The 14,026-nt window shown below is 75.4% G+C and carries 12 protein-coding genes; 4 read left to right on the forward strand and 8 right to left on the reverse strand.

Annotation, left to right across the window (positions count from 1 at the left end):
- Nucleotides 1–34 precede the first annotated feature (34 nt).
- Together LRP67_RS00450 and LRP67_RS00455 are read left to right on the forward strand one after the other, a co-directional pair.
- Entirely contained in the window at nucleotides 35–1,933 is a 1,899-nt protein-coding gene (locus LRP67_RS00450) for an ATP-binding protein (RefSeq protein ID WP_231267994.1), read from the forward strand.
- Between the two features lie 79 nt (nucleotides 1,934–2,012).
- The gene (locus LRP67_RS00455) at nucleotides 2,013–3,011 is read left to right on the forward strand and encodes a UDP-glucuronic acid decarboxylase family protein (RefSeq protein ID WP_231267996.1); all 999 of its coding nucleotides are present in this window, start codon (nucleotides 2,013–2,015) and stop codon (nucleotides 3,009–3,011) included.
- Here the strand turns inward: LRP67_RS00455 and LRP67_RS00460 are convergent.
- The 7 genes from LRP67_RS00460 to LRP67_RS00490 are packed head-to-tail and all read right to left on the reverse strand — an operon-like array spanning nucleotide 2,947 to nucleotide 11,326.
- Complete coding sequence (locus LRP67_RS00460; RefSeq protein WP_231267997.1) at nucleotides 2,947–3,897, reverse strand: glycosyltransferase family 9 protein; 951 nt, start codon at nucleotides 3,895–3,897, stop codon at nucleotides 2,947–2,949. The genes LRP67_RS00455 and LRP67_RS00460 overlap by 65 nt on opposite strands.
- Nucleotides 3,894–5,273: a D-glycero-beta-D-manno-heptose 1-phosphate adenylyltransferase gene (rfaE2, locus tag LRP67_RS00465; RefSeq protein ID WP_231267998.1), complete on the reverse strand. Its 1,380-nt coding sequence runs from the start codon at nucleotides 5,271–5,273 to the stop codon at nucleotides 3,894–3,896. The genes LRP67_RS00460 and rfaE2 overlap by 4 nt, the downstream gene beginning before the upstream one ends.
- 1 nt (nucleotide 5,274) lies before the next feature.
- On the reverse strand, nucleotides 5,275–5,928 hold the full coding sequence (locus LRP67_RS00470) for an SIS domain-containing protein (protein ID WP_231267999.1): 654 nt from the start codon (nucleotides 5,926–5,928) through the stop codon (nucleotides 5,275–5,277).
- Nucleotides 5,925–7,142 (reverse strand): glycosyltransferase, encoded by a 1,218-nt coding sequence (locus LRP67_RS00475; protein ID WP_231268000.1) that lies wholly within the window; start codon nucleotides 7,140–7,142, stop codon nucleotides 5,925–5,927. The genes LRP67_RS00470 and LRP67_RS00475 overlap by 4 nt, the downstream gene beginning before the upstream one ends.
- A gap of 16 nt (nucleotides 7,143–7,158) precedes the next feature.
- Entirely contained in the window at nucleotides 7,159–8,184 is a 1,026-nt protein-coding gene (locus LRP67_RS00480; RefSeq protein ID WP_231268002.1) for a glycosyltransferase family 9 protein, read from the reverse strand.
- A complete protein-coding gene (locus LRP67_RS00485) occupies nucleotides 8,181–9,689 on the reverse strand; it encodes an HAD-IIIA family hydrolase (protein WP_231268004.1) in 1,509 nt (502 codons plus the stop codon). Before LRP67_RS00485 ends, LRP67_RS00480 begins: the two co-directional genes overlap by 4 nt.
- Nucleotides 9,686–11,326, reverse strand: coding sequence for a carbamoyltransferase C-terminal domain-containing protein (locus LRP67_RS00490; RefSeq protein WP_231268006.1), 1,641 nt, complete (start codon nucleotides 11,324–11,326; stop codon nucleotides 9,686–9,688). The genes LRP67_RS00485 and LRP67_RS00490 overlap by 4 nt, the downstream gene beginning before the upstream one ends.
- A gap of 122 nt (nucleotides 11,327–11,448) precedes the next feature.
- Here LRP67_RS00490 and LRP67_RS00495 point away from each other — a divergent pair, with 122 nt between their 5' ends.
- The gene (locus tag LRP67_RS00495) at nucleotides 11,449–12,417 is read left to right on the forward strand and encodes a glycosyltransferase (protein ID WP_231268007.1); all 969 of its coding nucleotides are present in this window, start codon (nucleotides 11,449–11,451) and stop codon (nucleotides 12,415–12,417) included.
- The gene (locus LRP67_RS00500; RefSeq protein ID WP_231268008.1) at nucleotides 12,414–13,262 is read left to right on the forward strand and encodes a glycosyltransferase family 2 protein; all 849 of its coding nucleotides are present in this window, start codon (nucleotides 12,414–12,416) and stop codon (nucleotides 13,260–13,262) included. Before LRP67_RS00495 ends, LRP67_RS00500 begins: the two co-directional genes overlap by 4 nt.
- Here the strand turns inward: LRP67_RS00500 and LRP67_RS00505 are convergent.
- Nucleotides 13,250–14,008 carry an SDR family NAD(P)-dependent oxidoreductase gene (locus tag LRP67_RS00505; RefSeq protein ID WP_231268009.1) on the reverse strand — a complete coding sequence of 253 codons (759 nt, stop codon included), beginning with the start codon at nucleotides 14,006–14,008 and terminating at the stop codon, nucleotides 13,250–13,252. The two genes, LRP67_RS00500 and LRP67_RS00505, sit on opposite strands and share 13 nt — an antisense overlap.
- Nucleotides 14,009–14,026 lie beyond the last annotated feature (18 nt).

A 14,026-nucleotide genomic window follows, 5' to 3' on the forward strand; every position in this document is an offset into this window, starting at 1 on the left:
ACAGGTCGGAGATCTACGGCCGATCTACCAGATCATGCGCCGCATCAACGGCGGCGCCGACGTCAACTCGGTGCTGGACGCGGTCGTCGAGGGGGTGGCCCAGGCGGTCGGGTTCGGCGTCGCGGCGATCAGCTACCTCACGCGCGACCTGACCTTCCACATCGCGGCTGTCTCCGGCAGCGCCGAGGCCCGCGAGCAGCTCCTCGGCATGGAGGTCCCGCTGTCCTCGATGGAGGACGAGCTGACCGTGGCCGACCAGTGGGGCTCCCTGCTCTTCATCCCCGCCGGGCGCCTGGGGGATGTCTCGACCGGCTGGCTCCCCGCTGTGGACGCCGACGCGAGCGCGTCGCTGGACCCGGACCGCTGGCGCCCGGAGGACACCCTGCGCTCACCGCTGCGCTCCCCCGATGGCGAGCTCCTGGGGCTGCTCTCGGTCGATGTGCCCGTGGACGGCAGACGCCCCGACCAGTCCCGCCGCGAGCTGCTGGAGATGTACTCCGACCTCGCCGGCATCGCGCTGCACAACGCCCGTCGCGCCACCGAGCTGGAGGAGCAGGTGAGGCTGGCCGGCGCCGTCGAGGCGATCCACAGCAACGCGACCCGCTCGCTCGAGGTCACCCACATCGTCGAGAGCAGCGTGCAGCCGATCGCCGAGGCGCTCGGGGCCGACCACCTCTGGCTGCGCGCGTTCGCCGACGGCGAGCGGCTCTCAGGCACGAGCGCGCGCTACCCCGACTCCATGGCGGCCGGCTCGGACGCGCTGCTGGGGCTGGTCACCCGCACGGCCAACGAGGCCTGGGCCCGCAGGCGCGTGTCCCTGGTCCGGATCGAGGCGGGCGGCGCGACGATCGGGGCCACCGAGCACGCCACGGAGCCGGTGGTCACCGAGCGCACCACGGCGCCCGCCGGTCCCAGCCTGGACGCCCAGGACCGCACCCTGGTGGCGGGCGGGAGGGCCGGATGGGTCCCGCGCCGTCCGCCCCGCGAGGACCCCGAGGACCCCGAGCAGCATGTGCTGTTTGAGTACGTCAGGCCCCTGGACGCGCAGACCATCCTGCTGGCACCGCTCGGCGCGGGCAACGACTGTCTGGGCTACCTGGTCCTCCTGCGCCGCACGGGCGGCCCCGAGTTCTCGCCGTACGAGGTGCAGGCGGCCGGGCAGATCGCCCGCAACCTCGGACAGGCCGTGCTGAACGCCCGGCTGCTCGAGCGCGAGCACGTCCTGGTCGGGCAGCTGGAGGCGCTCGACCACTACAAGAGCGACCTGATCTCCACGGTCTCGCACGAGCTGCGTACGCCGCTGACCGCCATCACCGGCCACCTGGAGCTGATCGAGGACGATCCGGCCTCGGCACCGTCGAAAAGCTTCCGGGTCATCGGCCGCAACCTGGAGCGGGTCATGGCGCTCATCGACGACCTGCTGACGCTGAAGAAGCTCACCGACACCGACACCTCCGCCGCGGCAGGAGTCGTCGACCTGCACCAGGCCGCCCTCGACGCGGTCGCGGCCTTCCGCCCCACGGCCCAGGACAAGGGGATCACCCTCGCGCTGACGCCGCACGCGGGCCCGCTGCTGATCAGCGGAGACCGGGACGAGCTGGAGCGGGTCGCGCTGAACCTGGTCGGCAACGCGGTGAAGTACACACCGCCCGGCGGGGCCGTCACGGTCACGACCGCGCGCACGGAGCGCTTCGTGCGGCTGGTGGTGCAGGACACCGGCTACGGCATCAGCCCGCGCGACCAGGAGGAGCTGTTCACGGAGTTCTTCCGCTCCACCAACCCCGACGCCCTCGCGCTGCCGGGCACCGGCCTGGGGTTGAGCATCGTGCGCCGGATCGTCCAGCGCCACGGCGGCTCGATCCTCCTCGACTCCCACCTGGGCCGGGGCAGCACCTTCACGGTGCGTCTCCCGCTCAGCCGCACCACCGCCTAGCCCGCCGCCCGCGGCAGGTGTCGTCGCGCACAGGAGGGGTACTGGCGCGGATCGGTCGAGCGGCGGAAGGGCGGGCGGGGTGAGCCAGGGGCTGGTGGGAGCACGAGCAGTGGTCACGGGCGGAGCGGGCTTCGTGGGGTCCTGGTTGTGTGACCGGCTGCTCTCCGAGGGCGCCGAGGTGGTCTGTGTCGACTCGCTGCTGACCGGTCACCGCGACAACGTGGCCCACCTGAGGGAGCGCACCGGCTTCCACCTGGTGGAGGCCGACGTGTGCGACTGCGTGCCGGTCACCAGCCCGGTCGACCTCGTCTTCCACCTTGCGTCTCCGGCATCGCCGCTGCACTACCTCCGGCTGCCGCTCGAGACTCTCCGCGTGGGCAGCGTCGGGACCACGAACGCGCTCGAGCTGGCGGCGGAGCACGGCGCGAGGTTCCTGCTCGCGTCCACCTCGGAGGTCTACGGCGACCCGGCGCGACACCCCCAGCCCGAGGACTACTGGGGCAACGTCAACCCGATCGGCCCGCGCAGCGTCTACGACGAGGCCAAGCGCTTCTCCGAGGCCACGACCGCGGCGTACCGGCGACACCGCGGCGTCGACACCGTGATCGCCCGGATCTTCAACACCTACGGTCCCCGCATGGCGGTGGCCGACGGCCGCGTGGTGCCGACCTTCGTGCAGCAGGCGCTCGACGGGGAGCCGCTCACGGTCGCGGGGGACGGCCACCAGTCGAGGTCGCTCTGCTACGTCGAGGACACCGTGGAGGGGCTGCTGCGCCTGGCCCTCTCCGGCCTCCAGGGGCCGGTCAACATCGGCAACGACGACGAGACCACGATGCTCGAGCTGGCGCACACCGTGCTGACGCTCACCGGGTCGTCCTCGGAGATCCGGTTCGTCGAGCTGCCCGAGGACGACCCCCGGCTGCGCCGGCCCGACCTGACCGTCGCCCGGGAGCGGCTGGGCTGGAGCCCCATGACGCCCAACGACGTGGGCCTCAAGCGGACGGTGGAGTGGGTCACCCAGCAGCTGTCGTCCGGGTCAAGGCGCCGTCCAGCGACGTCAGCACCTCCGGCACGCTGACCCGCAGCAGGGCCGGGTCGGGCCGCGAGCCGTGCGGGTCGCCGACCCCGCTCCCGCGCCAGAGCACCGTGTGCGGCCCCGAGGCGGGCGGCCCCCAGCGCTTCGGTGGAGTCGGCCCGAAGATCACCACCGAGGGTGTGCGGTAGGCCGACGCGAGGTGCGCGACGCCCGTGTCACCGCAGACGACCACCCGGGCGTGCGCGACCAGAGCGGCCAGATCGGCGAGGTCGGTCGGGCCCAGGGCCGCCTCGGGCGGCAGGCCGGCCAGCTCCACCACCCGCTGGACGAGGGGCTCCTCCGCGGGCGAGCCGGTGACCAGCGGTCGCTCCCCCGACCGAGCCAGGTGCCGCGCCACCGCGGCGAACCGCTCGGCCGGCCACCGCCGGCTCGCGGAGGCGGCTCCTGGATGGACCACGGCGGCCCCCACGGCCGCCGGGGGACGGCTCGGGACCGCGAGCAGCAGGTCCTCCGGGTCGGCGTGCCGCCCGAACGCGGCATCCACCAAGCGGCACCAGCGGCGCACCTCGTGCTCGTCGGGATCCCACCGCGGTCCCGCCAGCCGGCTCCCGTCGCCGACGGGGCCGGCGAAGGCCACCAGCCGACGCGGGTGCAGGACCTCCAGCAGGCGCTTGGTCTCCGGCCCGTTGCCGTGCAGGTCCACCGCCACCTCGGGCGGTGCCCCCGGCCAGGCGATCTGCTCCAGCTCCCCGGTGGGCAGCAGCCGGTCGACGGCGCCGCTGAGCTCGGCCAGGGGTCGCAGCGCCTCGGGCGCGGCCAGCACCAGGGTGTGGCCGGGCAGTGCGCGGCGCAGCCCGCGCAGCGCCGGGACGCCGGTCAGGAAGTCGCCGAGCCCGAGCGCGCGCAGCGACAGGACCCGCGGGCTCACGACCGCTCCACCGCCCGGGCCGCGGCGGTGGAGACCAGGCGGGTGGTCGACCGGCCGTCGAGGTACGGCACGACGACGGAGACGCCACCCCACTCCCGCAGCAGCGCGGCCTCCGGCAGCTCGGCACCGGCGTAGTCGCCGCCCTTGACCCAGACGTCGGGGCGCAGGCCGCGCAGCACCTGCGCCGGGGTGTCCTCCTCGAAGACGAGGACCGCGTCGACCGGCGCGAGCGCTGCCAGGACCCGGGCGCGGTCCTGCTGAGGGACCAGCGGCCGCCCGGGGCCCTTGAGCCGGCGGACGGAGTGGTCGGAGTTGAGGCAGACCACGAGGCAGTCCCCCAGGGCACGGGCGGCCTCGAGGGTGGCGACGTGGCCGGCGTGGAGCAGGTCGAAGCAGCCTCCGGTCGCGACGACCGTGCCGCCCGACGACCGGACCGCGGCCAGGGGATCGGGCGCGGGTGAGGACGAACCGGAGACCGCGAGTCCGGCGGCGCCCCCGCCGGCGACGAAGTCGGCCGCCGCCAGCACGGCGTCCTGCACGGCCTCGAGCGTCACGGCACCGCTGGCCAGCGCCACCGCGGCGGCGCTCGCGAAGCGGTCGCCGGCACCGCAGGTGTCGCCGGCGCGCACGGCCGGCGCGGGGACCACCGACGGCGAGGTCTCGCCGTGCGAGAGCAGGGCGCCGTCGGGCCCGAGGGTCACCGCCACCGCATGGGCCGCCCAGGCCCGGACCAGCGCGGCGGCCTCCTCGGCGATCGCGGCGAGACCGGTGCGTCCCCCGGTGAGGAGGCCGGACCGGCCCGCCAGGAGGGAGGCCTCGTCCCGGTTGGGCGTCACCAGACGGCAGCCCGCGACAGGGGCCGAGCCGCGCGGGTGTGGGTCCCACACCACCGGCGCCCGGCGAGCCGCGGCTGCGACCGCGCGCCGTACGGTCTCGCGGTCGGTGAGCCCGTGGCCGTAGTCGGAGACCAGCACGGCGCCGGCGCCGGCCAGCGCCTCGAGCGCGTCGGGCCCGAGGTCGCCCGGCGTCCCTGCGACACCGCTGTCCAACCGGAGCAGGCTCTGCCCGGAGGAGCGCACCCGGCGCTTGACCACGGTGGCGCCGTCGTGACCGACCGGCACCAGGCGGACCCCGGCGTCGGCCACCAGCCCGGCCAGCGTCGCGGCGTCCGCGTCGTCGGCGAGGGCGGTCACCAGGACGACGTCGTGGCCCGAGCGGGCCGCCATCGCGGCGGCGAGTGCCGCGCCGCCGGGGCGGCGTACCTCCTCCAGCCGGTCGAGCACCGGCACTGGGGCGTCGGGGGCGAGCCGGCTCGCCGTGCCGGACAGGTCGGCATCGAGCAGAGAGTCGCCGAGGACGACCAGGGGGCCCGGCACGTCAGGCCCCCAGGCCGCGGGCGGCGGCGAGTTCGGCGGGGCTCCTGCGGGTACGCGAGACCCCCACCTCCAGGGTGCGGTCGAGGGCCGCGCAGAGGATGTGGAGGGCGACGAGGTGCAGCTCCTGCACGGTGGCGGTGTAGGGCGCGTCCACCGCGCAGCTCTCGGTCGAGTGCTCGGCCAGGGGGTTGGGGAGCGCCCCCGTCATCGACCAGACCTCCATGCCCGCGGCAACCCCGCGGCGGGCGGCCGCGACGAGGTTCTCGCTTCGTCCGCTCGTGGACATCAGGACGAGCACGTCGCCCGGGCGGCCGTGCGCCTCCACCTGGCGGGCGAACAGCTCGCTGGCCGGGTAGTCGTTGCAGATGGCGGTGAGGCTCGACGTCTCGGCGCTCAGGCAGATCGCCGAGAACGGCGGCCGGTCCTCGCGGTAGCGGCCCACCAGCTCCGCCGTCAGGTGCTGGGCCTGGGCCGCGCTGCCGCCGTTGCCGGCCGCCAGCAGGCGACCGCCCCCGGCCAGCACCCCGGCCAGCCGCACCCCCCAGTCGTCGACCAGGTCCACGCAGGGGGCGAACCGGTCGAGTGCCAGCGTGAGCTCGTGCAGGTGCTCGTGGTCGCACGGCGTGTGCCCCGGGCGTCGGTTCGTCGCGTTCATCGCATCACCTCCGTGGTCGGGCGGACGGTCGTGCCCGCGAGTGCGTGGTAGACCGCCTCGGCCCGGGCCACGACCTGACGCCAGTCGTAGAGCTCGACGGCGCGGCGCCGGCCGGCACGGCCGTAGGCGGCCCGTCGTGCCGGGTCGTCGAGGAGCTCGCGCAGCACGCGGGCCAGCTCGTGCGGGCGCCGTGGCGCGACCAGCTCGCCGGTGTGGCCCGGGACCACGGTGTCGAGCAAGCCGCCGACGGCCGTGCCCACGACGGGCCGAGCGCAGGCCATGGCCTCCAGCGGCACGATGCCGAACGGCTCGTACCACGGCACGGCGACGACCACGTCGCTGGCGCGGATCAGGTCGGGTACGTCCGAGGCATCGACGCTGCCGAGGAAGCGGACCCGGTCCGCCACGCCCAGGCAGCGAGCCAGGCGGCGCAGCCGGTGCACCTCGGGATCGGCGTCCAGCGCGTCGGCACGCGGCCCGCCGGCGATCTGGAGCTCGGCGTCCGGGATCCTCGCCAGCGCCTCGATGGCGTTCCCCACGCCCTTGCGCTCCACCAGGCGCCCGATGACCAGTAGCCGGTACCGGCCCCCGCCGCCGCCCTCGCCACGGGGCCCCGGGCGGAAGCGGCGTACGTCCACCCCGCACGGGATCACGCTGGCCCGTCCCGACTCCAGGCCCAAGGCCCGCAGCTCCTCCACCTCGTCGGTGCAGGTCGCCACCACGGCCGTCGCCTCGCGGCACAGCCGACGCTCGTGGTCGATGCGCGAGGCGGGGCTGGTGTCGGCGGCACCCTGCTCGCGACGCTTGACCGAGCCGAGGGCGTGGAAGGTCTGAACCACCGGGACCTCGAGACCGCGGGTGGCGCGCAGCGAGGCCAGCCCGCTCATCCAGAAGTGGGCGTGCACCAGGTCGACCGGCTCGTCGAGCCAACGCGCGCGCAGCTGGTCGCCGAAGGCGTCCATGAAGGGCAGCAGGTCGTCCTTGGGCACCTCGGTGGGCGGGCCCGCCAGGACCCGCTCGACGGCGTACCCGTCGGCCACCTCGACCCTCGCCGGGCCGCCGGGACTGTCGCGGCGGGTGTAGACGGTGACGTCGTGGCCCGACCCGGCGAGTCCCGCGGCGAGGGCCGCGACGTAGACGTTCTGCCCACCGGCGTCGACCCCGCCCAGTGCGGCCAGCGGGCTCGCGTGCTCGGAGACCAGGGCGATCCTCATGGTGTCCTCCTTCTCCTCATGCCGGCTCCGCGACGGGTGGGGCGCTGAAGGCCCCCACCGCGGAGAGCACGTCGTCGGGGGTGACGGATGCGAGACAGGGATGGCCCGGCACCGGGCAGACCGTGGCGCGCGAGTCGCGGCAGGGCGCGGTCTGGTCGCCGAGCAGCACCCGGGGCACGCCGTACGGCGCCCAGCGCTCCGCGGGGACCGTCGGCGCGAACAGCGAGACCACCGGGGTGCCCACGGCCGCCGCGAGGTGCGCGGGGCCGGTGTTGCCGACCACCACGGCCCGGGCGTGGGCGAGGACCGAGGCCAGGCCCGCCAGGTCGGTGCGTCCGCCGAGGTCGAGGGCGCCGCTGGCACCGGCGACGCGAGCGGTGAGGCCACGCTCGCCCGGGGCGCCGGTGACGACGACCCGGTGCCCCCCGTCGACCAGGCGCCGGCACGTCTCGCGGAACCGGTCCGGCGGCCAGGCCCGCGCCGGGACCGACGTCCCGGGGTGCAGCACGACGTACGGCGGCTCGGGCGCCAGCGCCGCCTGGGCCGCCACCCCGCGCACGGCCAGCCGTCCGTCGTCGCCGGGCGGCAGGCGGGCGCCGCACGCGGCGGCCAGCGACAGCGCCCGCTCCGGCTCGGGCAGGTCGTCGGGAAGGCGGTGGCGCACGTCGAGGAGGGAGCCGGGGTAGTCCTCGCAGATCGCCCCGACCCACGCGATCCCGGCCAGGCGCAGCACGAGCGCCGTCGGCAGCGGCGACTGGTGGAAGGAGGTGAAGACGACGGCCCGGTCGAACCGGCGCGCGGCGAGCGCCGCCCGCAGGTCCTCGACGTGGTCGCGGCGCACCGGCTCGGGGTCGGGGTCGACCCACGGCGCGCGCCAGCAGAGCACCTCGTCGACGCCCGGGAGCAGCTCGGCGGCGGCGCGGCCCCGGGGGCCGCAGAGCAGGGTCAGGTGCTCCGCGGCACCGGCCAGCGCCCGGACCGCCGGCCCGGTGACGAGCACGTCGCCCAGGCTGTCGAGTCGTACGGCGAGGACGCGGCTCACCACTCGCCCGCCATGACGCTCGAGACGGCCGTGGCGAAGGACGGGGCGACGCGGTACGCCGCAGCGACCTCCTCGGCCCTGGTCGACGCCGTCGGCACCAGGACGGCCGAGACCCCGGCCGCCGCAGCGGCCTCGACGTCGGCGCCGATGTCGCCGATCATCACCGCGCGCCCGGGGTCCACCCCGGTCTCCTCACAGGCGCGCTTGAGCATCCCGGGCGCCGGCTTGCGGCAGCCGCAGCCGTCGGTGGGGCCGTGCGGGCAGACCTCGACGACGTCGAAGGGTCCGAGCAGCTCCTCGACCCGGGCGTTGACGGCGTCCACCTGCTCGCGGGTGAGGCGTCCCGAGGCGACACCCGACTGGTTCGTGACGACGGCGAGGCGGACCCCCTCCGCGCGGAGCCGGTCCAGGCTCTCGCGGACGCCGTCGACGGGGCGCACCCGAGCGGGGTCGCCGTTGTAGGGCACGTCGTGGACCAGGGTGCCGTCGCGGTCGAGGAGCACCAGCTCCGGCAGGCCGCGCCACGGCCGGGCGCCGCGGTGGCGCAGGGCGCCGCGCGCGGCGTGGTAGGTCGCGGCGAGCGGGATCGCGGCACTGGTCAGCACCATGCGCCGTACCTCGTCGGCGTCGCGTGGCCCCGGCGCGATCCGGGCCCACGCGAGCTCGACCGTGCCGGCCGTCCAGGCGGCCAGTCCGGCGAGCGCGAGCGCGCGACGCCGGGCGACCAGACCGGCCAGCGCGAGGACGGCCGCGGCGCTGACGGCCAGATGCCGGGGTCGACGACCCACCGGCGCGTCGGCACGCCGGTGCCAGTCACGACCGTGGACCGCCCGCATCAGGAAGTCGTCGGCGTTGCCGGCCTGCTGGCGCAGGCTGACCCAGTCGTCGGCCGGCCGCACCGGATGGGTGATCCACCGGGCACCGTCGAGGATCCGCCGCTCCCCGCCCAGGCGCAGCGCCAGGTCCGCGTCCTCGCGGAAGGCACGCGGGAACCGCTCGTCGAACCCGCCCACCTCCGACAGGGCGTCGCGACGGTAGCTGAGGTCGGCGGTGATCCAGCGGGAGGTCTCCAGCCCGGCGGTGCCGCGCTCCCAGTCGGTCGGCGGCCGGTGCCCGGACAGCGGCACGCGCACCCGGCCGGTGCTGCCCACGCAGTCGCGCGTCTCGGCCCGCGCCAGGTCGTCGGCGAGGGTCTCGTACCAGTCACGGTCGGGCACGACGTCGTCGTCGAGGAAGGAGACCCAGCGCGAGCGCGAGTGCCGCCAGCCGATGTTGCGGGCGCGCGCCGGTCCGCCGCCGCCCGCACGCAGCACCCGCACGTCGAGACCGTGGTGCGGGACCTCCTGCACGAGCCACTGGGCCAGGTCGGGGCCGGAGGGGCGGTCGTCGACCAGGATCACCGGCGCCGAGACGCGCCGGCTCTGCCGGGCGAGTGCCGAGAAGAACACGGCCAGCGTGGGGCGTCCCACCGTCGGTACGACGACGGTGGTGGTCGACGGGGTCATCGCCCGGGTGGTCGTCGGCGGACGACGAAGGGGCCGATGGCGAGCAGCGAGACGGGGGCGGACCCGAAGCACTCGAGGGCGTCGCGCGGGTCGTCGACCATCGGCCGCCCGGCGGTGTTGAGGCTGGTGTTGATCACCACGGGCAGCCCGGTCCGCTGCTCGAAGGCCTCGAGCATCCGAGCCACCAGGGGCTCGCCGTCACGGTCCACCGTCTGCACCCGCGCGGTGCCGTCGACGTGGACCACGGCCGGGATCCGCTCGCGCCACTGCGGCGCCACGTCGTGCACGAAGAGCATGTACGGCGACGGCAGCGGGCCGCGGCTGAAGATCCGGGAGGCACGCTCGGCCAGGACCATCGGTGCGACCGGGCGGAACTGCTCGCGGCCCTTCACGTCGTTGAGGCGCTCGAGGTTGGCCGAGCGACCCGGGTGCGCCAGCAGCGAGCGGTGCCCCAAAGCGCGAGGGCCGTACTCGCTGCGGCCTTGGAACCACGCGACGACTCCGTCGGCCGCCAGGCACTCGGCGACCTCCACGGCCACGTCGGCGGGGCGCTCGAAGTCCACCTGAGCGGTGCGCAGGTGTGCCTCGATCTCCTCGTCGCTCCACCCGCGGCCGAGGTCCGCACCCGGCATCGGCCGGATCTCGTCGCCCTCCTCGGCGGCCACGTGCAGGGCGCTGCCCAGCGCGGTCCCCGCGTCGCCGGCCGCGGGCTGCACCCACACCTCGTCGTAGCCGCTCTCGGCGTGCAGACGGGTGTTGGCGACGCAGTTGAGCGCGACGCCGCCGGCCAGGGTGAGGCGATCTCCGCCGGTGCGCCGGCGCAGCCACCGGGCCAGCTCGAGCAGCACCTCCTCCAGGCGTGCCTGCACCGAGGCGGCCAGGTCGGCGTGGTCCTGGTCCCACTCCTCGCCCGGGCGCAGCGGCTTGGCCATGGTGTGCCAGGCGATCGGGTCGGTCGAGAAGCCACCGCGGTCGTCCGTGCGGACGCGAGCGCGGATCTCATCGTGGAAGCGCGGCGTGCCGTAGGACGCCATGGCCATGACCTTGAACTCGTCGGAGGAGCGGAGGAAGCCGAGGTGCTCGGTCAGCTCCTCGTAGAGCAGGCCGAGCGAGTGGGGCAGCTCCTGGGTGGCGTGCACGGTGAGCCGGCCTCCCTCGTAGCGGCCGGCCAGGTGGCTGGCGCACTCCCCACGCCCGTCGAGCACGAGCACGTCGGCGTCCTGGTACGGCGAGGCCAGCGCGCCGGAGGCCGCGTGGGCGACGTGGTGCCGGACGAACCGGACGGCGGCGGGGTCGAGCCCGGGCAGGGAGGTCGCGAGGAACTGCGGGGCATGGTGGGCGTAGGTCTGGCGCAGGTGGTCCCACGGGTCGTGCAGGCCGAGCGCCTCGGCGGGGCGGGCCAGCGTCGGGTCGAAGGAGTAGGTGACCGCGTCCAGGTCGGAGACGTCCATACCCGCCTGCTCGAGGCACCAGCGCGCGGCCTGCTCGGGCAGCTCCCAGGCGGCGAACGGCACGGGACGATGGCCGTGCTTGCGCCGGGAGAAGCGCTCCTCCTCCGCGGCGGCGACCGTCTGTCCGTCGACGACGAGGGCGGCGGCCGGGTCGTGGAAGAGGGCGTTGACACCGAGCACCTTCACGTCGGCTCCTCTCGCAGCAGACAGAGGCGGTTCCCCGGAGACGTCGCTCCAAACGGCACCCGAAAGGGTGAAGTGGCGCCCGCCTCGGGCATGAAGGCGGCCAGCCCGGGCACTGGCGCGGCGTGCGGATCCTCCTGTGGCACGTCCACGGGTCATGGACGACGTCGTTCGTCCAGGGCCCCCACGAGTACGTCGTCCCCGTCACCGCGGACCGCGGCCCCGACGGGCTCGGCCGCGCCCGCACCTGGGACTGGCCGGCCAGCGTGCGGGAGGTCGCAGCGGAGGACCTGCTCGACCTGGACGTCGACCTGGTCGTGCTGCAGCGCCCGCACGAGCGGGACCTCGCCGAGCGGTGGCTGGGTCGACGGCCGGGGCGCGACCTGCCGGCGGTCTACGTCGAGCACAACACGCCCACCGGCGACGTGCCGGACACCCAGCATCCCCTGGCCGACCAGGACCGGATCCTCCTCGCCCACGTGACCGGCTTCAACCAGCTGTTCTGGGACTGCGGGAGCGCGCGGACGGTGGTCGTCGACCACGGCATCGTGGACCCCGGCCACCGCTACACCGGCGAGATCGCCCGGGCCGCGGTCGCGATCAACGACCCGGTGCGCCGCGGCCGCTCCGTCGGCACCGACCTGGTCCCGCTGCTGGCGCGGACCTCCGGGGTGGACGTCTTCGGCATGCGGGTCGACCTGCTCCCGGCGGCCACCGGACTGCCACCGCGTCAGCTGAGCGTCTACGAGGACCTGCCCCAGGACCGGATGCACGACGAGCTCGCGCGAAGGCGCGTCTACGTGCACACGGCCCGCTGGACGTCACTGGGCCTCTCACTGCTGGAGGCCATGCACCTCGGGATGCCCGTCGTCGCCCTGGCGACGACCGAGGCGGCGCTCGCCGTGCCCCCGCACACCGGAGTCGTGGCCACCCGACCGGAGGAGGTCGCCGCCGCAGCCGCGGCGTTCCTCGCCGACCCGGCCCTCGCCGCCCGTACCGGCGCGGCCGCGCGGCGCCACGCACTGGAACGCTACGGGCTGAAGCGGTTCCTCGACGACTGGGACGTCCTGCTCGAGGGCGAGGTCGGGCGGTGAGCGTCACCACCGTCGTGGTGACGCGCAACCGGTGGCCCGACCTCGAGCGCACGCTGCCGCGCCACGCCGGCCCGGTGCTCCTCGTGGACAACGGCTCCGAGGACGGCACCGCACCTCGGGTGCGAGAGCGCTTCCCTCGCATCGGCGTCATCGGGCTGGACCGCAACCACGGGGCGGCGGCGCGCAACGTCGGAGTCGAGGCGGCGGACACGCCCTACGTCGCGTTCTCCGACGACGACTCGTGGTGGGCGCCGGGGTCCCTGGACCGGGCCGCCGCCCACTTCGACCGCTCGCCCCGGCTGGCAGTGCTGGCCGCGCGTCTCCTCGTGGGCGAGACCGGAGAGCTGGACCCCGTGTGCCGCGAGATGGCCGCCTCGCCGCTGCCACGCGCGGTGGACCTGCCCGGGCCACCCGTGCTGGGCTTCGTAGCCTGTGGCGCCGTGGTGCGGCGCTCGGCCTTCCTGGACGCAGGCGGCTTCGACGAGGTCGTCTTCTTCGCCGGCGAGGAGGAGCGGCTGGCGCTCGACCTCGCGGCGGGGTGCTGGGGGCTCGCGTACGTCGAGGACGTCGTCGCCCATCACCACCCGTCGCCCAGGCGCGACGACCCGCAGGCGCGGCGCGTGCGGATCGCACGCAACCGGCTCCTCACCGCGGTCATGCGCCGGCCGTGGGCGGAGGTCCGGGAGGTGACCCGGGAGCTGGCGGGCTCGCGCACCGGCTCCGCGGCGATCGCGGACGCCGTGCCCCGCCTCCCCGGGGCGCTGCGCCGCCGCAACCGGCTGCCGCGCCGGGTCGAGGACCGGCGCCGGATGCTCGAGGACGAGCCGGTCGGTCAGCGGGGGTAGGCCTCCACCCGGGTCGTGACGACGAGGCTCTGGAGCACCACGTCGGGCGGCAGGGAGACGGCGGTGCCCACGAGGCCGGCCACCACGGCGGGGTCCATCATCTTCTCGGGGGGCAACCCCCACTGGTCCATCATCGGCGTGGCCATGGCCGCGGGGTTGATGGCGCTGACGCGCGCCGGCCACCCGCGCTCGCGCGCCTCGGTCTGCATCACCTCGGTCAGCTTGAGCAGCGCCGCCTTCGAGGAGTTGTAGGCCCCCGCACCCGCACCCACGGTGAGCGCGGAGATCGAGACCACGCAGACGATGTCGCCGAGGACGCCCTCGTCCGCCACGCGCTGCAGGTGTCGCACGAAGGCGCGGCTGAGGTACATCGGGCCGTGCACGTTGACCGCGAACACCCCGTGCCACTGGTCGTCGTCCACGTCGACCAGGTCCGCGCCCCGGTCGGTCCCCGCGTTGTTGACCAGGCAGTCGAACGCGGCGCCGTGGACCCTCGCGGCCTCCTCGACCGCCGCGTCGACGGCCACGGGGTCGGTGATGTCCAGCACCACCGCCTCCGCCTTGCCCGGGGCGCCGCTGCCGGCGATCTCGTCCGCCGTACGCCGGGCGCCGTCCGCGTTGACGTCGGCCACCAGCACCTGAGCGCCGCGACCGGCGAGGTGGCGGCAGATCGCGGCACCCAGACCGCTCCCCCCGCCGGTCACCAGCGCGACGCGTCCGGTCAGGTCCTGGCTCGTCGTGTCCATGCGTGGCTGGTACCCGTG

The sequence above is a fragment of the Nocardioides sp. cx-169 genome, from assembly GCF_021083605.1.
Taxonomy (GTDB): domain Bacteria; phylum Actinomycetota; class Actinomycetes; order Propionibacteriales; family Nocardioidaceae; genus Nocardioides.